This window comes from Pseudomonas sp. NPDC089395 (genome assembly GCF_044749525.1).
Lineage (GTDB): Bacteria > Pseudomonadota > Gammaproteobacteria > Pseudomonadales > Pseudomonadaceae > Aquipseudomonas.
In genome coordinates, this window is sequence record NZ_JBIVID010000002.1 from 585946 (window position 1) to 606124 (window position 20179).

Sequence of the window (20179 nt, forward strand, 5' to 3'; positions counted from 1 at the left end):
CATGACCCAGCATCGGCCTTGCCCACTGTCAAAGGAGAAACGCATTGGCCAGTTCTGTGTCACTGGACGAACGTGCCGTGATCCTGGCGCCCACGCAGGTTGCCGCGGACACTTCGCGGCTGCTGACGGCCGCGGGCGTGCAAAGCCTGTGCGCCCGCGACATGTCCGGCCTGCAAGCGGGTCTGGTCGAAGGCGCAGGGCTGGCGATCATTGCCGAAAACACACTGAACGAAAGCCCTGGGGCTGTTCTGCAGCAATTCATCGCTCAGCAACCCAAGTGGTCCGACCTGCCGATCGTGATGCTCACCGCAACCTCAACCACCGCCACCACGCCCGCCGACCACCCTCTGGGTAACCTGACCCTGCTGGTCATGCCGTTCGAAGAAGCGCAATTGCTGCAACTGACCCAGACCGCCCTGCGCACCCGCCGGCGCCAGTACCTGGCACGTGATCAGTTAATCGATCTGCAGCAGCGCCTGGACGCTCGCAGCGAAGCGCAACAGCGTGAAGCGCTGGCCACACACCAGGTCCGCAAGATGGAAGCAATCGGCCAATTGGCAGGCGGTGTGGCGCACGACTTCAATAACCTGCTCACCAGTATTGGTGGCAGTTTCGAACTGATCGAACGACGTTTGAAACAGGGGCGCAGCGAGGGCCTGGAGGGCGTCCTGCACATGGGCCTGGAAGCGGTGTCGCGCGCGGCCCAGCTCACCCACCGGCTGTTGGCGTTTTCGTCCCGCCAGTCCCTGCACAGCCAGCGCATCGACCTGCCCACATTGCTACAGACGCAGCGCCTGAATTCGGTGCTCACGGCCAGCGTGACCCTGCAACTGCAGCTGGCCCCCGACCTTTGGCCGGTACAGGCAGACCAGACACAGCTGCAGGAAGCCATCGACAACCTGTTGCTGAACGCCTGTGAAGCCATGCCCAGCGGCGGGATACTGCGTATCGAAGCGAGCAACCGGCAAGTCAGGACGCAACCACTGTCGGGCACCGGCTTGAGCGCTGGCGATTATGCCTGCCTGAGCATCATCGATGAGGGCCAGGGCATGTCGGAAAGCACCCTGGAGCATGCCTTCGAGCCGTTCTTCAGCACCAAACCGGTGGGCCAGGGAATCGGCCTGGGCCTGTCGATGGTGTACGGCTTCAGCAAACAATCCCAAGGCCATGTGGTGCTGCGCAGCCAGATCGGCCATGGCACGCGGGTAGAACTGTTCATGCCACGCCATCACGGTCGCACGCCCGTGCAGAAAACTGCGCCAGGGCCGCCTACGGGCGGCAACGGGCGTTGTGTATTGCTGGTCGAAGATGACCCGCATGTGCGCCAGCTGTTATGCCAGACCCTGCAGGAAGACGGTTTCCCCTGCCACAGCGCCAGCAATGCCAGCGAAGCGCTGCAAGTGTTGCGCTCCAACGAAGTCATCGACCTGCTGGTCAGCGACGTTGGCCTGCCGGGCATGAACGGCAGGCAGCTGGCAGAGATCGCCCGCACCTTGCGCCCACAGCTGCCGGTGCTGTTCATCACCGGTTATGCTGAAACCGCAACGGCTCGGGAGGGGTTTCTGGCGCCTGGCATGCAACTGATTTGCAAGCCGTTCGAACTCAAACAACTGCAGGCACAGGTCGCGCAGATGCTCGGTGGCCGTTGATCGGGTTCATTCGGTGAGCATCAGCATCGCCTGGTTGGCCAGGGCCTCCAACGGGAAAGGTTTGAGCAACAGCGCTGTACCGGGCGCTTCGAGCAGCTGCGGTTCCAAAGTGGGTTGGGTATAGCCGGTGATGAACAGAATCTTCTGTTCCGGCTTGATCATGCGCATCGCCCTGGCGACCTGGCGCCCGCTGAACCCGCCCGGCAAACCGATATCGGTGATGACCAGGTCGAAGGAACCCTTGTGGCGGAAGCGATCCAACGCTGAATTGGCATCTGTCACGTCACACACCTCGAAACCCCGTTCGCGAAGGTATTCACGCATCAACAGACGCAGGTTGTGCTCATCGTCCACCAGCAGCACGCGCTGCCCGTTGGCCCGCTGTACGGTCGGCACACGTGCAGGCGGCACTTCAGGGATGGCTTCGGCACAACGTGGAAACAGCATGGAAACCGTTGTTCCCTGATCCAGGATGGACTCTATCCACATGTAGCCACCGGACTGGCCGACGAACCCATGGATCATCGACAGCCCCATTCCGGCCCCGCGCCCAACGGGCTTGGTGGTGAAAAACGGCTCGAACGCCCTAGCCACGTCTTCGGCCGGCATGCCATGACCATCGTCCGAGACATGCACGGCGACGTAGTCGCCCGGCGGCAGGCCGGTTGCATCGGGAAACGCGGTAGTCAGACGCGTGTTGGTCGTGCGCACCGTCACAATGCCACGCCCCAGGCAGGCATCGCGCGCGTTGGCACACAGGTTGACCAAGGTACTTTCCAGTTGCGAGTCATCCAGGCAGACCGTCCAAGGCTCCACGTCCATCTGCCAACGCAAGCGCATCTCCGCCCCCAATACCTGGTGCAGCAAGGATTCCATGGTGGACAGTTGGCGGTTGATATCGAGCGGTTTCGGTGAAAGCGGCTGGTGACGGGAAAAGGCCAGCAAACGATGGGTGAGGGTCATGGCACGTTGGACCGAATCGCGGGCCAGGACGACATAATGATCGATCCGCTCCAGGCGCCCTTGGCTCAGCCGTCGCTGCAGCAACTCCAGGCTGCCACTGATGCCCGACAACAAGTTGTTCATCTCATGGGCCATGCCGCCTGCCAGGTGGCTCACCACTTCCAGTTGCTGGTTGCCGCGCAGCAGGGCCTGAGACTGGCGCATCGCCTCCTCGCGGTCATCGGTGATGTCACGCCCTACGGCGGTCAGAAAGGTACCGTCGAACTTGGCCGTCCAGCGGAACCAGCGGTAATGCCCATCGTTATGGCGCAGGCGGGTTTCCAACTGTTCGGCGCCCTGGTCACGCACGAAATCGATCACCGCCACTTCCACTTCGGCCCGGTCGGCCGGGTGCACCAGCTGCAGGATCGGGATGTCATTCACCTCGGCCATGGTCCAGCCGAGAATACGCAGCCAGGCGGGGTTGGCCGCCTGCAACCTGAGGTCGCGGGTCACGGTGATCATGGCGTCGCGTGACAGTTGCCAGATCGATTCGCGATCGACCAGATAGCGCTTGATCTGTTGCTCGAAGGCCTGGGCCTGCTCGCGCCAATTGTTCAGCGCATCGACACTGGCGGTGGTTTCGATGACCGTGTGCAGAAACCCCGCCACTTCCCGCTGCTCGTCGCAGATCGGCGTATAACTGAAGGCGTACCAGGCCTTGACACCGTCATTGGCGGAAACGACCCACAGCGGTTGGTCTTCGACAAAGCTGGCATGACCCTGCAGTGCCTTGAACACCCACGGCCCCACTTCTTTCCAGTTTTTTTCCCACAACGCGTCGAATCGCTTGCCCAGGGCAACGTTCAGGCCATCGAGCAACCTGACGTACGCACTGTTGTGAATCACCGTCAGGTCTGGTCCCCAGACCACAGCGCTGGGAAAGGGCGACATGAGCATGGCGTCGACCGCCAAACGTAACGGTGCCTGCCACAGCGGCAATGGCCCAAGCGGGGTTCGCTGCCAATCATGTGCGGCGATCAACTCGCCCATACCGCTGGCCGATGCGGCCAACGGAGTCAATTGAATGTGTTGCGCCGACAGTTTGCTCCGACCGTTTTTAGCGACCATTGTCGTGATTCCACCGTAACGCTGAACAAACAAGCGATTCGCACATCATCTGCTCCTCTTTCAGCGCCGCAGTCCCTGGTATGGGCAAAGGCTCGCCATTGGATCAACAGGATATTCACGGGTAGTCGGCCCCAACAACAGTAGCACACAGCCACTATTGGTGGGCGTAGCTGCAACCGGCAGCTATGCTCACTAGGTTTCCCTGCGTCATGGCGCAACTTTCCTTATTACTACAGACCGGAGTGTGGTGATGAGCAAGAAAATTCTCGTGGTGTTGACCAACACCGCCAAGTACCCGGAACTGAACCGGGCCACCGGCCTGTGGCTGGGTGAAGCCGTGCATTTCGTTGATGTGGTGCAAAAAGCGGGGTACAGCGTTGACTATGTTAGCCCCGAGGGCGGCTACGTGCCGATCGACCCGCATAGCCTGCAATTGGCGCCAGAGCTGGACTGGCAATGGTACGACGACAAGTCGTTCATGAATCGCCTGGGCGCCTCACTGCCACCGGGCAAGGTCAAGGCCGAGGACTACAGCGTCATTTACTACACAGGCGGACATGGGGTGATGTATGACTTCCCTGATAATCAGCCGTTGCAGGAGCTGGCGCGCAGAATCTACGAAAACAAGGGCATCATCGCTGCAGTGTGTCATGGCGTGGTCGGCCTGCTGAACATCAAGCTCAGCGACAACACGCTGTTGCTCAAGGACCGTAAGGTCACAGGCTTCTCCAATACCGAGGAAAAGCTTGTCGAACTGGACAAAGTTGTACCGTTCCTGACTGAAAACGAAATGGGGGCTCGCGGAGGTATTTACAGCAAGCATGACGATCCCTGGGCGCCATTCGTGGTCGCCGATGAACGTCTGATCACAGGGCAAAATCCAAACTCTACGCATTTGCTGGCCAAGAAAGTGCTGGAACAGCTCAGCCCATGACAAGTCCTACGCATCAACATATCGCTTGCCCAGCCATAAACGGCCGTGGATTACAGTAGACCTGCCACCGTTTTCCTAGGCTCTTCGCTCGACTGCCCATCCCGGACAGCCTGGAAGCGGAGGGCCGCAGGCCTATGTCAAGAACCACCATGATCGGTCGCTCCCTGCTGGAAGTTCTGCTGGTCTTGTCTATCAGCTTGGTACCTGTCGCCTCAGGCCTGGCGGTGATGGTCTACCAGCAGGACCGCAAACTCGCGGAAAACGCGCGAATTTCCTTGCAGGAAGCCATTTATACGGTCGATTTGTCGCTGGACAGGTTACATGCGCATGTCAGCAACGTTTTGGCGCTTTCAGGCAAGCCCTGTGCAGAAGTGAAACCAACGCTGATCAAACAAGTCGCCGAGTCGCAGTACCTACGCTCGCTCACTTTGAGCCAAAATCGCGAGGTCTCCTGCAGTTCAATGGCAGGCCTGCCCGACGGCGCGGTCAATTTCGCGGATATGCAAACGCCGCTGCAATTGTTAGTCGACTCCGAACTCACGCCGAACAGCCTTCTCATCTACCAGATTCGGCGCGATGACTTCAGCGCGACGGCAACTACCTATGCCGAGCAACTGCGCGATGAACTACGTGGATTCCAGGACGGGCTGACCTTGCTGCTCGAATTTGGCGACGCCTACATCTGGGATGGAGACACGCGCGGCCTGTCTCGCCCTTCTCAGTCCGAGTATTTCCAAACGGCTGTATCGGAAAAGTACGGCTATACCGTCAAGGTCGGCTATGCACAAGGCTACTCCGCCCAGGAGGCTCGCCAGTCGATGATCCTGGTGCTCCCCTCTTTGGTGCTGATCGGAATAGTCACCGGCTCCATCATCTACTGGGCCATGTTCCGACGTGGCCCTCGAGGCGGTAACGCCGTCAACCCGCGTTGACGGCGTTACGCTGGGCTCACTCAGCGTTGAGCACACCACGACGAACCTGGTCGCGCTCGATAGACTCGAACAGCGCTTTGAAGTTGCCTTCACCAAAGCCGTCGTCACCCTTGCGCTGGATGAACTCGAAGAACACCGGACCCAGCAGGGTTTCCGAGAAAATCTGCAGCAGCAGACGTTTGTCGCCGGACTCGGAAGCACCGTCAAGCAGGATACCGCGGGCCTGCAGTTGGTCGACCGGCTCACCGTGCCCTGGCAGGCGCTCTTCGAGCATTTCGTAATAGGTCTGCGGCGGCGCAGTCATGAAGCGCATGCCGTAGCCCTTCAGGGCATCCCAGGTCTTGAGCAGGTCATCGGTGAGGAACGCCACGTGCTGGATGCCTTCACCGTTGAACTGCATGAGGAACTCTTCGATCTGGCCAGCACCCTTGGACGATTCCTCGTTCAGTGGAATGCGGATCATCCCGTCGGGCGCAGTCATGGCCTTGGACGTCAGGCCAGTGTATTCGCCTTTGATGTCGAAGTAGCGGATCTCACGGAAATTGAACAGTTTTTCGTAGAACCCGGCCCAGTAGGCCATGCGCCCGCGGTAGACGTTGTGGGTCAGGTGGTCGATGATTTTAAGGCCCGCGCCCACGGGATTACGGTCGACGCCTTCGATGAAGTTGAAATCGATGTCGTAGATCGAGCTGCCTTCTTCGAAGCGGTCGATCAGGTACAGCGGCGCACCGCCGATGCCCTTGATCGCTGGCAGACGCAGCTCCATCGGGCCCGTTTCTATCTCCACCGGCTGGGCCCCCAGCTCAAGCGCACGGGCATAGGCCTCATGGGCATTGCGCACGCGGAAGGCCATGCCGCAAACCGAGGGACCATGCTCGGCTGCAAAGTACGAGGCGATGCTCTTGGGTTCGTTGTTGAGAATCAGGTTGATGCCACCCTGGCGGTACAGGTGAACATCCTTGGAGCGGTGAGTGGCCACCTTGGTGAAGCCGAGTATCTGGAATACCGGCTCAAGCACACCTGGGGTCGGCGAAGCCAGTTCGATGAATTCGAAGCCCATCAGGCCCATTGGATTTTCAAAGATATCAGCCATGTTCGTGTCCTCATCTGCAGCGAAAGATTATTGAATGCGTGGGATGTGGAACGGCAATGGCGGTGAGCACGGGATACCGCGCACGCTGCGGGCGAGGAAGTCACCAATGATCAGCTTGAACCCAGGGTATGTCATATGGACCATTCTCGGTGGGGTTGATCCTTCAGCAAATGAAGGACCTTATTGTTGTATTCGTAAACCGATTCTACAGTGCGTAAATTCTCTTGTCGCGCTTTTGTTCTCCCTCGGCGCCGACAAACGGCTATCCTCTGCAGGTTACCTTTCACAAGATTAGGCCAGCATGCCCCTTACCGTTAAACGCCCTGCCCGTTGGAGCTGGCGCACCCTGCTCCCCTGGATTGTTGGCGCGTTGCCGCTGGGATTCGGCCTGATCGTGATGAATTGGCAAATCGAGCGCGAGCTGCGTGCCGACAGCCAGGCCACCACGCGCCAGGTGGTGGAGCAAATCGAACACATCCTCGACAACCTTTCCAGTACCGCGCAGGCCCTGCTGCCCCTGGCCGGCAGCCCGTGCGAGCAGACCCAGTTGGCGCTGCGCGGCCAGCTCACGCGCAATGCCTTCGTGCGTTCGACCAACCTGTTCCAGCACAATACCCTCTATTGCACGTCGCTGTTCGGCGATTTCGATGAGCCTGTCGATCCCCGCGACTACACCGATGGCACCTTGTGGCTGATGGATGGCAACTCGGTCACCCCGGGCCATGCCTTGCTGGTGTACCGTGCCAGCGATGGCGAACGCGGCGCCATCACCACCGTGGACGGCGAACACCTGTTGACCGCACTGCGCTTGATCGGCCCCAACCAGGAACTGCAACTGCGAGTGGGCGATGACTGGATGGGCAAGGACGGCCTGGTGCACCAAGGCCCGTTACCCCGCGCCCCCGTCGCCGAAGTGACGCAAAGTTCGACGCGCTACCCGTTCAGTGTGCACGGCGGCTACAGCGACGGTACCCCTGGCCAGATGCTGCGCAGCCACTACCTGGCGCTGCTCAGCCTGCTGCTGTTGCTGGGCGTGGTGGCCGGCATCGCCTGTCGCTGGCAGATCCGCCACGCCAACTCGCCGCGTGCCGAACTGCGCCGCGCCCTGGAGGCCGACGAGTTTCTGCCGTATTTCCAGCCGGTGGTGCGCAAGGACGATTACCGCTGGGCGGGCGCCGAAGTGTTGATGCGCTGGAACCACCCGCAGGAAGGCCTGGTACGCCCCGACCTGTTCATCCCCTATGCCGAGCACAGCGGGCAGATCGTCGAGATGACCCGGGCGCTGATGCTGCACACCGCCCACAGCCTGGCCCCCTATGCTGCGCTGATGGAGGATGGCTTTCACATTGGCATCAACATCACCGCCGACCATTGCCGCAACTTCGAGCTGCTCGACGATTGCCGCACCTTCTTGCAACATTTCCCGCCCGGACGTGTGGTGCTGACCCTGGAACTGACCGAACGCAAGCTGATCGAGGCCTCCCCGGTCGCCCTGGAGCTGTTCGAGAAGTTGCATGAAATGGGCGTGATGATTGCCCTCGACGACTTCGGCACCGGCCAGTCGAGCCTGAGTTACCTGCGCCAGTTCCAGGTCGATTACCTGAAGATCGACCAGAGTTTCGTGGCCATGATCGGTGGCGATGCGCTCTCGCTGCACATCCTCGACAGCATCATCGAACTGTCCGGCAAGCTGGGCCTGGGCCTGGTCGCCGAAGGCGTGGAAAGCGAGGTCCAGCGCGACTACCTGGCCCGACACGGCGTCGATTTCCAGCAGGGCTACCTGTTCGGCCGACCGATGCCGGCAGCCGAATTTCTCCAGGCATTGGCCACCCGGCCAGGGGTTGAGCAGTTGCCGCAGGGCGCGCCCCCTGAGATCATGCGCGGCTGATCCACCCGCTCACTCCCCCTATCCGAGGCATTCGTGTCAAAAGGCATTCTCTGTTCGGTCATGGCGTCCTGTCTGTTCGCCGTGATGTACTTCTATACCTCTCTGCTTGCCCCCCTCGATGGCGAAGAAATCTTCGGCTGGCGCACCCTGCTGACGCTCCCTTGCCTGACCCTGTTCATGCTGATGAGCAAGGACTGGAAGCGGGTTGGAGACTTGCTCGCACGCGTGCGCCAGACGCCTATCCTGCTGCTGGGCATGGTCGGCACCTCGTGGTTGATGGGTGTGCAGTTGTGGCTGTTCCTCTGGGCGCCGCTGCACGGGCGCAGCCTGGAAGTATCGATGGGTTACTTTCTCCTGCCGTTGGCGATGGTGCTGACCGGTCGCCTGGCTTATGGAGAACGTCTGTCGCGCCTGCAGAAAGTGGCGGTGAGCTGCGCCGCACTGGGCGTGGGCCACGAGCTGTACCAGAACGGCAGCTTTGCCTGGGAAACGCTGCTGGTGACGATCGGCTACCCGATCTACTTCGTCCTGCGCCGACGCTGCCGCACCGACCACTTGGGTGGTCTGTGGTGCGACATGTGCCTGCTGTTGCCCTGGGCCCTGTACTTCGTCAGCCAAGGGCCGCTGACCCGTGCCGACCTGCTGGCGCACCCTGGCCTGTACGGCTTGATCCCGCTGCTCGGGGCGATCAGTGCCTCGGCCCTGATCGCCTACGTGCTGGCCAGCCGCTTGCTGCCGTTCAGCCTGTTCGGCCTGCTCAGCTACGTGGAGCCTGTGCTGCTGGTCGGCGTTGCGCTGCTATTGGGCGAGACCATCGGCCCGGATCAGTGGCTGACCTACCTGCCGATCTGGGCCGCAGTCCTGGTGCTGGTGCTCGAAGGATTCAAGCACCTGCTGCGTCAGCGTCGACGTTCGGTGTGAGGCGCACCTGACGCACCCGCCGCTCCTCCACCGCCACCACGGTCATGCTCCAGCCGTTCCAGGCCAGGTGGTCACCGACCACCGGAAGGCGATCCAACAGGCTCATCACCAGGCCCGCCAGGGTCTGGTAGTCCTCCGTCGCACGGGCGGCAAAGCCGGTACGGGCCTGGACCTGGCTAAGGTTCAGGGCACCGCTGACCACGAAGCTGTCGCCCTCCTCCACGATCGCCGGGCCTTCCACCTCACTGGCATCCGGCAGTTCACCGGCGATCGACTCAAGGATATCGGTCATGGTCAACAGGCCGGTGAAGTCACCGAACTCGTTGACCACGAAGGCAATGTGCGTCGACTGGCAGCGCATCTGTTCCAGCGCGTTGAGGATGCTGAAGCTCTCCAGCAGGTTCAACGGTGCGCGGGCCATGCGTTCAAGGTCGGGCTCTGCACCCGACAAGAACTCCTTGAGCAGCTCTTTCTTGTGCACGAACCCCAGCGGCTCGTCGATGCGGCCGTCGCGAATCAATGGCAGACGCGAGTACGGCGAGTTGGCCAGGGCCTCGGAGATGGCGGCAGCAGGCTGCGCCAGGTCAAGCACATCGACTTCGGCACGGGCGGTCATCACGGTACGGATCGGCCGCTCGGCAAGGTTCAGCACCCCGCTGATCATCACCCGTTCACGGCGGTCGAACAGCACCTGCTCTTCGCCACCGGCCACCAGGTCGGCGATTTCCTCGCCTACCTCGTCAGCCTCGACCCGACGCCCGCCGAGCAGGCGCAGCACGGCGTGGGCCGTGCGCTCACGCAGCGGCCGGTGCTGCTGCAGGCTGCGCTTGCGACGGGCGCGGGCCAACTGGTTGAACAGCTCGATGAGGATCGAGAAGCCAATCGCCGCGTACAGGTAGCCTTTCGGGATATGGAAGCCCAGGCCTTCGGCGGTCAGGCTGAAACCGATCATCATCAAGAAGCCCAGGCACAGCATGATCACGGTCGGGTGGGCGTTGACGAAGCGGGTCAGTGGCTTGCTGGCGACGATCATGATGCCGATCGAGAAGATTACCGCGATCATCATCACCGACAGATGCTCGACCATGCCCACAGCGGTAATGACCGCATCCAGCGAGAACACCGCGTCCAGCACCACGATCTGCGCCACGATCGGCCAGAACGCCGCATGGCGTACCGCACCGCTGGCCTGGGTGACGTGGCCCTCAAGGCGTTCATGCAGCTCCATGGTGGCCTTGAACAGCAGGAACACACCACCGAACAGCATGATCAGGTCACGGCCGGAGAAGCTCTTGTCGAACACCTCGATCAGCGGCGCGGTCAGGGTGACCATCCAGGAGATACTGGCCAACAGGCCCAAGCGCATGATCAGCGCCAGGCTCAGGCCGATCACCCGCGCGCGGTCGCGCTGATGCGGTGGCAGCTTGTCAGCCAGGATGGCGATGAACACCAGGTTGTCGATACCCAGCACCAATTCGAGGACGATAAGCGTCAACAGGCCTAACCAGGCCGTGGGGTCGGCTAGCCATTCCATTAGCGGGTACTCACGAAGAAGGTGTCACGGGGACGGGGGAAAGATGGCCGGGATGGCCGGGAACTGGGGGGCTCCGCGAAGGTGCTCATGGGGACCTTGATAGCAATTAGGGACGGTGATCCTACAAGCACAGCAGGTTTTTCTGATAGCGCAAAACTATTACAAAACCTGTAACAAAGCCGCTGGGTACTTTTCTTCAATACGCCTGCCTGGCGGGGCGGCAGGATGCCCGGACATCCTTCACCGCGGAAGAAATTCAATGAGCCTGTCACTTTCCATGGCCGCCTTCGCACTGGCGGCTTCCATATCACCTGGCCCTGTGAACATCGTTGCGCTGGGCAGTGGCGTTCGCCACGGGTTGCGCGCCAGCCTGGCACATGTGACAGGGGCAACACTGGGGTTCTGCCTGTTGCTGGTGCTGGTGGGACTGGGCCTGCACGAGCTATTGATACGCTGGCCGTTGCTGGGCGTGGCGTTGCATTGGGGCGGCGTGGCGTTTTTGCTGTTCATGGCCTGGAAACTGGCTAGCGACAACGGCCAGTTGGGCGGTGCCCATCAGCATCAGGCGCCCTCGGCCTGGCATGGCGCCGTGATGCAGTGGCTGAACCCGAAGGCCTGGCTGGCAGCGGTCGCGGGCGTGGGTGCCTATACCGGCGGGGAGCAGCAGCTGCTGTGGTGGTTTACCTGGATCTATGCACCGATCTGTTTTGTCTCGGTGGCCAGTTGGGCTTGGGCGGGGAGCGTTATTCGGCAGTCGTTGAGTGAGCCGCGTTACTTGCGGTTGCTCAATCGCGGCTTGGCTGTGCTGCTGGTGATCAGTGCGGGGTATCTGGTTTTCTGATGCTGGCCGTTCTGGCCCTTTCGCGGGACAAGCCCGCTCCCACAAGTACACCACAGGGCTTGAGAACTCCGCTGTACCTGTGGGAGCGGGCTTGTCCCGCGAAAAGGCCGGTACAGCCCGCCTTCAACCCGCAGCATTGCGATAGTGCCCAGGCGTCGCCGCCAGGTGCTGCTTGAACGCCCGCTGCAGGTGCGCCTGATCGGCAAACCCCGCCTCCACCGCCACCTCGGCAATCGCCCTGCCCCTGCGCAGTTGCGCGCGCGCATGCTGCACCCGCTGGTCGAGCAGGTAACCATGCGGCGTCAGGTCAAAACGCTGGCGGAAGGCGCGTATCAGATAGGACCCGGACAGGCCGCTGGCAGCACAGATATCTTCAAGGCTCAGCGGGTCGGCCCGGTGTGCGCGAATGAACGCGGCAGCCGTTTCCAGGCGCGGGTGCTCGGTACGTGCAGGCCCCTCAACGGCGTGCAAGCAACCGGGCAGCTCGTTGAAAAAGCAGGCCAGCCCGGCCTCCCGATCCTCGTTCGCGTTATCGAACAGATCGGCGAACAGTTGCAGCACCCGGTGGTACAAAGCCGGCGTGCTACTCCAGGTCTGCGTCGGCAGCAAGAAGCCACGCGCCTGCAACCACGGCATGTCGACGTACAGCATCAGGTATGACCAGCCCTGCCCCGCGACCGGATTGCAGGCGTGCACCACGCCCGGGTTCATCAGCACCGTGGAGCCGGCGCTCAGCTCGACCTGGCGAGCTCCACTCAAGTAGGTGCATTGCCCACCGGTGATCACACCGATGGAAAAACTCTCATGGGAATGGGCCGCATAGCACACCTTGCGCCCGTCCCCCACGCGCCGGGCTTCGACGAAGGGCAAAGCCGGATCCCGCCAGAACCGCGATACCTCGATCATCGATCGGCCCTCACTCGCCGTTGTCGTGCACCACCACCAGCAACTGCGCCGGGCGGGCGCCTACCGATCGCAGGCGGTGCGGGGTCTGGGCATTGAAGTGCAGCGCATCGCCCTGCGCCAGCAAGACGCGCTCGTTCATGAAGTCCACTTCCACCTGCCCCTCATGCACGAACAGGAACTCTTCGCCCTGGTGCTCCTTGAAGGTCGGGTCACTGAACTCGGTCGGCGGTTGGATCAGGAACGGCAACAGGCTGCGCTGTCCGACCTGGTGGGTCAGCGCCGCGTAGCCCGGCCCATGACCATCGCCGACCAGGGCCTGACGCTCGCCCTGGCGCACCAGGCTGTAGCGGCTCTGCCCGGCCTGCTCCTCGGCGAACAGCTCCTCGACATTGACGTTCAGCGCCCGCGCCAGCTTCAGCGCGGCCGCGATCGACGGCGTGCTCAAGCCCCGTTCGACCTTGGAGAGGTAGCTCTTGGTCATGCCGGCCTTCCCGGCCAAAACCTCCAGCGTGATACCCAGTTTTTTTCTCAGCAATTTCAATCGGATAGACATGTGAAGCAACTTTCCCAGGCGAACCCACTTGCTCATGACACTTTGTGTCATATAGGATAATTTGTGTCATGCGATTGACCGCCTCTCCACCGACCAAAGCATCGAGGCGGGCAAGCACTGACATCGACCATCACGCCACAGAGGACACCCCCATGGCCAAGACCCTGACACACAGCAAAGACCAGCTGGTGCAAAAAGCCCTGACGCAGATGCAAGGCTCGCTTGCCGATAATACGTGGACTGTACGGGAAAAGCTGGCCCTGACCTGCCGAATTCTCTTCGACCATGGCCACGACTCTGGCCTTGCCGGGCAGATCAGCGCCCGAGGGCCGCAGCCAGGCACCTTCTACACCCAGCAACTGGGCCTGGGTTTCGACGAAATCAGTGCCAGCAACCTGCTGCTGGTCAATGAGGACCTGGAAGTCCTCGAAGGCCAGGGCATGCCCAACCCGGCCAACCGCTTCCACAGCTGGGTGTACCGCGCGCGCCCGGATGTGAACTGCATCATCCACACCCACCCGACCCACGTCGCGGCCCTGTCCATGCTCGAAGTGCCGCTGGTGGTCTCGCACATGGACCTGTGCCCGCTGTACGACGATTGCGCGTTCCTCGAAGCCTGGCCGGGGGTGCCGGTGGGCAACGAAGAAGGTGAGCTGATCAGTGCCGCCCTCGGCGACAAGCGCGCCATCCTGCTCTCGCACCACGGCCAGCTCTCTACCGGCACTAGCATCGAACAGGCCTGCGTCTACGCCCAGTTGATCGAGCGCGCCGCACGTCTTCAGTTACTGGCCATGGCCGCCGGTACCGTGAAGCCCATCGCCCCGGCGCTGGGGCGCGAAGCGCACGACTGGATCGACCGGCCCAAGCGCCATGGCGCTGCGTTCAACTACTTTGCCCGGCAGAGCCTGCGTGCCCACGCCGACTGCCTGAACTGACCCAGAATGCCTTGTTTGCGGAGCCCACAACCATGACCACAGAATTCAACGGCATCATCGGCTACACCATCACCCCGTTCAGCGCCGACGGCGAGTGCCTCGACCTGCCGGCCCTCGGCCAGTCCATCGAGCGCCTGCTCGACGGTGGCGTGCAGGCCATCGCCCCCTTGGGCAGCACCGGCGAAGGCGCCTACCTGAGCGACAACGAATGGCAGCAAGTGGCCGAATACAGCCTTGCCCAGGTCGCCAGGCGCGTCCCCACCATCGTCAGCGTGTCCGACCTGACCACCGCCGGTGCCGTGCGCCGTGCGCGCTTCGCCCAGGACCACGGCGCCGATGCGGTGATGGTGCTGCCGGCGGCGTACTGGAAGCTCGGCGAAACGGAAATCCTTCAGCACTACCGGGCCATCGGCCATGCCATCGATATCCCGATCATGCTCTACAACAATCCCGCCACCAGCGGTACCGACATGCCGGTGGAGCTGATCCTGCGGATCGTGCGTGAGGTCGCCAACGTGACCATGGTCAAGGAGAGCACCGGCGACATTCAGCGCATGCACAAGCTGCAGCTGCTCGGTGAAGGTCAGGTGCCGTTCTACAACGGCTGCAATCCATTGGCGCTGGAAGCGTTCGTGGCCGGGGCCAAAGGCTGGTGCACGGCGGCGCCGAACCTGATCCCGGCGCTGAACCAGCAGCTCTATCAGGCCGTGCTGGCAGGTGACCTGAAGCAAGCCAGCGCGCTGTTCTATCGCCAGTTGCCGTTGCTCGACTTCATTCTCAAGGGCGGCTTGCCGGCAACGATCAAAGCCGGCTTGGCCCTGACCGGGCTGCCGGTGGGTGAACCCCGTCGGCCGGTGTTCGGGCTGGATGAGCAAGGGCGGGCAAACTTGGCGGCATTGCTCAAAGACCTGAACAGCCAGCACGTCACCCCGCTCTAACGCGATCCCTGTGGGAGCCGGCTTGCCGGCGATGAGGCCAAGGCAGGCACAAACCGGCTCGGGCCCTATCGCCGGCAAGCCGGCTCCCACAGGTTCTCTGCAAGTTCTCTGCAGGTCCTCAGCACCCCATCACTTCAAGGCATCACCGGCGGCACATACTCCAAGGTGGTACCCAGCGCCCACAGCAGCACCAGCACCAGTGGGATATGCACCAGCAGCTGCACGAACGAGAAGCCGATCAGGTCGCGCGCCTTCAGCCCCAGGACACCCAGCAGCGGCAGCATGTAGAACGGGTTGATCAGGTTCGGCAGCGCCTCGGCGGCGTTGTAGATCTGCACGGCCCAGCCCAGGTGGTACTGCAGGTCGTTGGCCACCATCATCACGTAGGGCGCTTCGATGATCCATTTGCCACCGCCCGAGGGGATGAAGAAGCCCAGCACCGCCGAATACACACCCATCAACAGTGCATAGGTGTCATGGGTCGCGATCTGGGTGAAGAACAGCGAAATGTGGTGGGCCAGGGTCTGCTCGTCCACGCCCTTCACCTGGGTCATGATCGCCGCGATCGAGCCATACAGCGGGAACTGGATCAGCACCCCGGTGGTGGTCGGCACGGCGCGGGCGACAGCATCGAGGAAACTGCGCGGGCGCCAGTGCAGCAAGGCACCGAGCATGATGAACAGCAGGTTGTAGGTGTTGAGCCCGGAAATCGCGGTGATCGCAGGTTTGGTGGCGAACTCCTGGTACAGCCAGCCGCCCGCCAGGGCCACCAGCAACAGGATCAGGATCGGACTGTACTCAAGCCACTCGCCTGGGCGGGTGCGCTGGGGCGTTGCCGGGGCCGAGAAGCTAGGATCGACGCCGCAGTCCTGGGCGCTGCGCGCGCTATTCGGACCGGGAGCGCTGGCATAGGCGATCACCAGCGAGACGACGATCAGCGCTGCCAGCATCACCCCGGACTGCCACAGGAAAATGGTGTCGGTGAACGGAATCACCCCGGTGATCGACAGGATCGACGGTGGCAAGCTGGCCGGGTTGGCCTGTAGCTGCGCCGCAGAAGACGACAGGCCCAGCGCCCAAACGGCGCCAAGGCCCAGGTAAGCGGCGGCGCCGGCGGCGCGGTAATCCATCTTCAGCTCGGTGCGGCGCGCCAGCGCGCGCGCCAACAGGCCTGCGAACACCAGGGCCAGGCCCCAGTTGAGCAGTGAAGTCAGCATCGAGATCAGCGCTACCCAGCACACGGCTGAACGGCCATTGCTCGGCAGCCGCGCGAGACGGTCGATCAGCCGCGCGGCGGGCGGCGAGCTGGCCACCACGTAGCCACCGATGACCACGAAGGCCATCTGCATGGTGAACGGGATCAGGCTCCAGAAGCCATCGCCGAAGGCCTTTGCAGTGTCGGTGGGCTTGGCGCCCATGGCCAGGGCACCCAGGCTTACCAGCATCACCGCAAGGGCTGCGAATACCCAGGAATCGGGGAACCAGCGTTCGGCCCAGCTGGAGCAGCGCAGGGCAAAGCGGGCGGAGCGGCTGTCTTGCAGTTCAGCGGCCATGGTTACTTCCACGGTTACATCCTTTTATTGGTTTTATCGAATTGCAGAAACAACGCAAAAAACCTGCGGGAACAGGTCTACCTGCAAATGCTTGGGTATCGTGGCCTTCGCATTCGCGGGTAAACCCGCTCCAACAGGGTCATTGCACAGCGGGTGAAATCAGAAGGTCATTTCTTTCACATCGTCCGGGACGATCAGTTTGCCAGCGGTTTTCTCGATGATTTCCTCGACGCTCACGCCCGGCGCAGTCTCGCGCAGGATGAAGGCGCCGTCCTCGATCTCCAGGTAGGCCAGGTCGGTCAGCACCTTGCGGATGCAGCCGGCACCGGTCAGCGGCAGGCTGCATTGCGACAGCAGCTTGGACTCGCCGTCCTTGGAAGCGTGGGTCATGGTGACGATGATGTTGTCGGCACCGGCCACCAGGTCCATGGCGCCGCCCATGCCTTTGACCAGCTTGCCAGGGATCATCCACGAGGCGATGTTGCCTTGCACATCCACCTCGAAGGCACCCAGTACGGTGAGGTCGACGTGGCCGCCACGGATCATGGCGAACGATTGCGCCGAGTCGAAGATCGAGGCGCCGCGGCGGGCGGTGACGGTCTGCTTGCCGGCGTTGATCATGTCGGCATCGATGGTGCTTTCGGTTGGGAATTCGCCCATGCCGAGCAGGCCGTTTTCGGACTGCAGCATCACATCCATATCGGCAGGTACATAGTTGGCCACCAGGGTCGGAATGCCGATGCCGAGGTTGACGTAGTAGCCGTCCTTCAGTTCACGGGCGACGCGTTGCGCCATCTGTTCGCGGGTCAGTGCCATGGTCAGGATCTCTTTGTTGTTCTGGTGGACGGCGCTCAGGCCTTGACGGTGCGCTTTTCGATGCGTTTTTCGAAGCTGCCGACGATGACCCGGTCGACATAGATGCCCGGGGTGTGGATCTCGCTGGGCAGCAGCACGCCGGGCTCGACGATCTCTTCCACTTCGACCACGGTGATCTTGCCGGCGGTGGCCGCCAGCGGGTTGAAGTTCTGCGCAGTGTTGCGGTACACCACGTTGCCGTAGTGGTCGGCCTTCCAGCCCTTGACGATGGCGAAGTCGCCGGTGATGGATTCTTCGAGGATGTATTTGCGGCCGTTGAACTCGCGCACTTCCTTGCCGTCGGCAACCGGGGTGCCGTAGCCGGTGGCGGTGAAGAATGCGGGGATGCCGGCGCCGCCAGCGCGCATTTTCTCAGCCAGGGTGCCCTGCGGGGTCAGTTCGACTTCCAGCTCGCCGCTGAGCAGTTGGCGCTCGAACTCGGCGTTTTCCCCTACATAAGATGCAATCATCTTGCGGATCTGCCGGTCTTTGAGCAGTACGCCAAGGCCGAAGCCATCGACGCCGCAGTTGTTGGAGACCACGGTCAGGCCCTTGACGCCACGACGGCAGATTTCGTTGATGAGGTTTTCCGGGATGCCGCACAGGCCGAAGCCGCCGGCCAGTACCGTCATGTTGTCGGTCAGACCTTCAAGGGCCTGTTCATAAGTAGCTACGCGCTTGTCCAATCCGGCCATGCTGATCCGCCTTTTGTAGTTGTTGAACCGACGAGGCTGTCGGTGAGCGAGTGCATGCATCTTCACCGCTGGCGACTGATTTGTTAATTTTGTTTTCATCATCGATTGATAATATTTCCAAAACAAACCGTGAGCCTGCCATGAACGTCAAGCAACTGCGCGCCTTCGTCGCCGTGGCCAAGTACCAAAGCTTTGCCCAGGCGGGCGAACACCTGCACGTTTCCCAGCCGGCCCTGAGCCTGACCATCAAGGCGTTGGAAGACAACCTTGGCGGCGCCCTGCTCGCCCGCACCACCCGCAGTGTCAGCCTTACCGCCGAGGGCGAAGTGCTGCTACCCCTGGCCCGTCGCCTGCTGGCCGACTGGGACGACACCGAGGAAATGCTGCGCCAGCGCTTCACCCTGCAGCTGGGCCGGGTAGCGGTCGCGGCCATTCCAGCCTTTGCTGGCAACCTGTTGCCGCACAGCCTCAAGGTATTTCGCCAACGCTACCCAAAGGTCAACGTCACGGTGCACGACGTGATCAACGAACAAGTGCTCGAACTGGTGCGTCACCGCCGCGTCGAACTGGGCATTGGCTTCGAACCCGACAACAGCGAAGGCTTGAATTTCCATCCCCTGTACCTGGACCGTTTCGTCGCGGTCGTGCCCGCCGATTCGCCGCTTGCCGCCCAACGCGAGGTCACGTGGGCACAGTTGCTGGCCGAGGATTTCATCGCCCTGCAACGCCCTTCGGCGGTGCGCCTGCTGCTTGAGCAGAATGTCGCCGCCTTGCACGGCAAACTGGCGGTGGCGTTCGAAAGCCACCAGCTGTCCACCATCGGCCGCATGGTCGCCAGCGGCCTGGGCGTCAGCGCCGTGCCGGCGTTGTGCATCAACCAGATGCAGGAACTTGGCGCACGTTGCGTCACCCTGGTCGAACCCGCGATCGAACGGCGTATCAGTGTGATGGCCCTGAGCGACCACAAGCTTTCCACCGCAGCGCAGGCGCTGCTCGAGGTGCTGCTTTCCCATACCCAAGCTCCGGAGGTGACATGCGTTACGTGAAACTGGCAGGTTGCAGCGTGCCGGCCATTGGCCAGGGCACCTGGTACATGGGCGAAGACCCGGCCCAGCGGGCCGCCGAAGTGGCCGCCCTGCAACAAGGCATCGACCTGGGCATGGGCCTGATCGACACCGCCGAGATGTATGCCGAAGGGGGTGCCGAGGAGGTGGTCGGCCAAGCCATTGCCGGGCGTCGCGACCAGGTGTTTCTGGTCAGCAAGGTATACCCGCACAATGCCAGCCGACGCGGCGTACCGACGGCCTGTGAGCGCAGCCTGCAGCGGCTGGGTACGGACGTGATCGACCTGTATCTGCTGCATTGGCGTGGCCAATACCCGCTGGAGGAAACCGTCGAGGCGTTCGAGCGTTTGCGTGAACAAGGCAAGATTCGACGCTGGGGTGTTTCCAACTTCGATGTCGATGACCTGCGCGAGCTGCACAACCCTGACTGCGCCACCAACCAGGTGCTGTACAACCCGGTGCAGCGTGGCATCGAGTTCGACCTGCTGCCCTGGAGCCGGCAACGCGGGTTGCCGACCATGGCCTACTGTCCTTTGGCCCAGGCCGGGCGTCTGTTGCAGCATCCGCTGCTGAGCGAGATCGCCGAGCGCCATGGGGCGACGCCGGCGCAGGTCAGCCTGGCCTGGGTGACGCGTGATGACGGGGTGATTGCCATTCCCAAGGCCGTGGTGCCTGAACATGTGCGGTTGAACGCGGCGGCTGGGGCGTTGACCTTGACCAGTGAGGACTTGCGCGCCATTGACCGGGCGTTTCCGGGGCCGACGCGCAAGCAGCATCTGGCGATGGTCTGATTGGCATTGCAGGGGGCTGCTTTG

The 20179-nt window shown here is 62.2% G+C and carries 18 protein-coding genes; 10 read left to right on the forward strand and 8 right to left on the reverse strand.

Annotated elements, in window-relative coordinates; genetic code table 11:
- Positions 1 to 44: 44 nt before the first annotated feature.
- Entirely contained in the window at positions 45 to 1649 is a 1605-nt protein-coding gene (locus tag ACIPZG_RS07675) for a response regulator (protein WP_400711831.1), read from the forward strand.
- Positions 1650 to 1655: 6 nt separating this feature from the next.
- Here the strand turns inward: ACIPZG_RS07675 and ACIPZG_RS07680 are convergent, their stop codons facing one another.
- Positions 1656 to 3722, reverse strand: a complete 2067-nt coding sequence (locus tag ACIPZG_RS07680) for a response regulator (protein WP_400711834.1) — start codon at positions 3720 to 3722, stop codon at positions 1656 to 1658.
- 250 nt (positions 3723 to 3972) lie between these two features.
- Here ACIPZG_RS07680 and ACIPZG_RS07685 point away from each other — a divergent pair, with 250 nt between their 5' ends.
- Together ACIPZG_RS07685 and ACIPZG_RS07690 are read left to right on the forward strand one after the other, a co-directional pair.
- Complete coding sequence (locus ACIPZG_RS07685) at positions 3973 to 4656, forward strand: type 1 glutamine amidotransferase domain-containing protein (protein WP_400712210.1); 684 nt, start codon at positions 3973 to 3975, stop codon at positions 4654 to 4656.
- A gap of 149 nt (positions 4657 to 4805) precedes the next feature.
- On the forward strand, positions 4806 to 5588 hold the full coding sequence (locus ACIPZG_RS07690) for a CSS-motif domain-containing protein (protein ID WP_400711837.1): 783 nt from the start codon (positions 4806 to 4808) through the stop codon (positions 5586 to 5588).
- 16 nt (positions 5589 to 5604) lie between these two features.
- Here the strand turns inward: ACIPZG_RS07690 and hppD are convergent, their stop codons facing one another.
- Entirely contained in the window at positions 5605 to 6681 is a 1077-nt protein-coding gene (hppD, locus tag ACIPZG_RS07695; RefSeq protein ID WP_400640007.1) for a 4-hydroxyphenylpyruvate dioxygenase, read from the reverse strand.
- Between the two features lie 301 nt (positions 6682 to 6982).
- Here hppD and ACIPZG_RS07700 point away from each other — a divergent pair, with 301 nt between their 5' ends.
- Positions 6983 to 8569, forward strand: coding sequence for an EAL domain-containing protein (locus ACIPZG_RS07700; protein ID WP_400711840.1), 1587 nt, complete (start codon positions 6983 to 6985; stop codon positions 8567 to 8569).
- 33 nt (positions 8570 to 8602) lie between these two features.
- Entirely contained in the window at positions 8603 to 9490 is an 888-nt protein-coding gene (gene rarD / locus ACIPZG_RS07705; protein ID WP_400711843.1) for an EamA family transporter RarD, read from the forward strand.
- Here the strand turns inward: rarD and ACIPZG_RS07710 are convergent.
- Positions 9453 to 11024, reverse strand: a complete 1572-nt coding sequence (locus ACIPZG_RS07710) for a TerC family protein (RefSeq protein WP_400711846.1) — start codon at positions 11022 to 11024, stop codon at positions 9453 to 9455. The genes rarD and ACIPZG_RS07710 overlap by 38 nt on opposite strands.
- A gap of 259 nt (positions 11025 to 11283) precedes the next feature.
- Between ACIPZG_RS07710 and ACIPZG_RS07715 the strand changes: the two genes are divergently transcribed.
- Positions 11284 to 11865 carry a LysE family translocator gene (locus tag ACIPZG_RS07715; RefSeq protein WP_400640003.1) on the forward strand — a complete coding sequence of 194 codons (582 nt, stop codon included), beginning with the start codon at positions 11284 to 11286 and terminating at the stop codon, positions 11863 to 11865.
- Between the two features lie 123 nt (positions 11866 to 11988).
- On the opposite strand, the gene ACIPZG_RS07720 is transcribed toward ACIPZG_RS07715, so the two are convergent.
- Both ACIPZG_RS07720 and ACIPZG_RS07725 read right to left on the reverse strand, forming a co-directional pair.
- Entirely contained in the window at positions 11989 to 12771 is a 783-nt protein-coding gene (locus ACIPZG_RS07720) for a helix-turn-helix domain-containing protein (RefSeq protein WP_400711849.1), read from the reverse strand.
- A gap of 10 nt (positions 12772 to 12781) precedes the next feature.
- Complete coding sequence (locus ACIPZG_RS07725; RefSeq protein WP_043273415.1) at positions 12782 to 13324, reverse strand: helix-turn-helix domain-containing protein; 543 nt, start codon at positions 13322 to 13324, stop codon at positions 12782 to 12784.
- A gap of 152 nt (positions 13325 to 13476) precedes the next feature.
- On the opposite strand from ACIPZG_RS07725, the gene ACIPZG_RS07730 reads away from it, so the two are divergent.
- Positions 13477 to 14259, forward strand: a complete 783-nt coding sequence (locus tag ACIPZG_RS07730) for an aldolase (RefSeq protein WP_400640000.1) — start codon at positions 13477 to 13479, stop codon at positions 14257 to 14259.
- Between the two features lie 32 nt (positions 14260 to 14291).
- On the forward strand, positions 14292 to 15197 hold the full coding sequence (locus ACIPZG_RS07735; protein WP_400711852.1) for a dihydrodipicolinate synthase family protein: 906 nt from the start codon (positions 14292 to 14294) through the stop codon (positions 15195 to 15197).
- A 134-nt stretch (positions 15198 to 15331) separates the two neighbouring features.
- Here ACIPZG_RS07735 and ACIPZG_RS07740 read toward each other — a convergent pair whose 3' ends face one another.
- The 3 genes from ACIPZG_RS07740 to ACIPZG_RS07750 form a co-directional block, all read right to left on the reverse strand.
- Entirely contained in the window at positions 15332 to 16750 is a 1419-nt protein-coding gene (locus ACIPZG_RS07740; RefSeq protein ID WP_400712213.1) for a short-chain fatty acid transporter, read from the reverse strand.
- A 159-nt stretch (positions 16751 to 16909) separates the two neighbouring features.
- Positions 16910 to 17566 (reverse strand): CoA transferase subunit B, encoded by a 657-nt coding sequence (locus ACIPZG_RS07745; protein WP_008093762.1) that lies wholly within the window; start codon positions 17564 to 17566, stop codon positions 16910 to 16912.
- 35 nt (positions 17567 to 17601) lie between these two features.
- Positions 17602 to 18300, reverse strand: a complete 699-nt coding sequence (locus ACIPZG_RS07750; protein ID WP_008093761.1) for a CoA transferase subunit A — start codon at positions 18298 to 18300, stop codon at positions 17602 to 17604.
- 140 nt (positions 18301 to 18440) lie between these two features.
- Between ACIPZG_RS07750 and ACIPZG_RS07755 the strand changes: the two genes are divergently transcribed.
- The gene (locus ACIPZG_RS07755) at positions 18441 to 19346 is read left to right on the forward strand and encodes a LysR family transcriptional regulator (RefSeq protein WP_400711855.1); all 906 of its coding nucleotides are present in this window, start codon (positions 18441 to 18443) and stop codon (positions 19344 to 19346) included.
- Entirely contained in the window at positions 19334 to 20155 is an 822-nt protein-coding gene (locus ACIPZG_RS07760; RefSeq protein WP_400711858.1) for an aldo/keto reductase, read from the forward strand. Before ACIPZG_RS07755 ends, ACIPZG_RS07760 begins: the two co-directional genes overlap by 13 nt.
- The last annotated feature ends 24 nt before the right edge of the window (positions 20156 to 20179 follow it).

Bases quoted from the DNA above. Each gene is read 5' to 3' on its own strand.
- ACIPZG_RS07680 (WP_400711834.1), bottom strand. From the start codon at position 3,722: ATGGTCGCTAAAAACGGTCGGAGCAAACTGTCGGCGCAACACATTCAA.
- ACIPZG_RS07685 (WP_400712210.1), top strand. From the start codon at position 3,973: ATGAGCAAGAAAATTCTCGTGGTGTTGACCAACACCGCCAAGTACCCG.
- ACIPZG_RS07690 (WP_400711837.1), top strand. From the start codon at position 4,806: ATGATCGGTCGCTCCCTGCTGGAAGTTCTGCTGGTCTTGTCTATCAGC.
- hppD (WP_400640007.1), bottom strand. From the start codon at position 6,681: ATGGCTGATATCTTTGAAAATCCAATGGGCCTGATGGGCTTCGAATTC.
- ACIPZG_RS07700 (WP_400711840.1), top strand. From the start codon at position 6,983: ATGCCCCTTACCGTTAAACGCCCTGCCCGTTGGAGCTGGCGCACCCTG.
- ACIPZG_RS07710 (WP_400711846.1), bottom strand. From the start codon at position 11,024: ATGGAATGGCTAGCCGACCCCACGGCCTGGTTAGGCCTGTTGACGCTT.
- ACIPZG_RS07715 (WP_400640003.1), top strand. From the start codon at position 11,284: ATGAGCCTGTCACTTTCCATGGCCGCCTTCGCACTGGCGGCTTCCATA.
- ACIPZG_RS07720 (WP_400711849.1), bottom strand. From the start codon at position 12,771: ATGATCGAGGTATCGCGGTTCTGGCGGGATCCGGCTTTGCCCTTCGTC.
- ACIPZG_RS07725 (WP_043273415.1), bottom strand. From the start codon at position 13,324: ATGTCTATCCGATTGAAATTGCTGAGAAAAAAACTGGGTATCACGCTG.
- ACIPZG_RS07730 (WP_400640000.1), top strand. From the start codon at position 13,477: ATGGCCAAGACCCTGACACACAGCAAAGACCAGCTGGTGCAAAAAGCC.
- ACIPZG_RS07735 (WP_400711852.1), top strand. From the start codon at position 14,292: ATGACCACAGAATTCAACGGCATCATCGGCTACACCATCACCCCGTTC.
- ACIPZG_RS07740 (WP_400712213.1), bottom strand. From the start codon at position 16,750: ATGGCCGCTGAACTGCAAGACAGCCGCTCCGCCCGCTTTGCCCTGCGC.
- ACIPZG_RS07745 (WP_008093762.1), bottom strand. From the start codon at position 17,566: ATGGCACTGACCCGCGAACAGATGGCGCAACGCGTCGCCCGTGAACTG.
- ACIPZG_RS07750 (WP_008093761.1), bottom strand. From the start codon at position 18,300: ATGGCCGGATTGGACAAGCGCGTAGCTACTTATGAACAGGCCCTTGAA.
- ACIPZG_RS07755 (WP_400711855.1), top strand. From the start codon at position 18,441: ATGAACGTCAAGCAACTGCGCGCCTTCGTCGCCGTGGCCAAGTACCAA.
- ACIPZG_RS07760 (WP_400711858.1), top strand. From the start codon at position 19,334: ATGCGTTACGTGAAACTGGCAGGTTGCAGCGTGCCGGCCATTGGCCAG.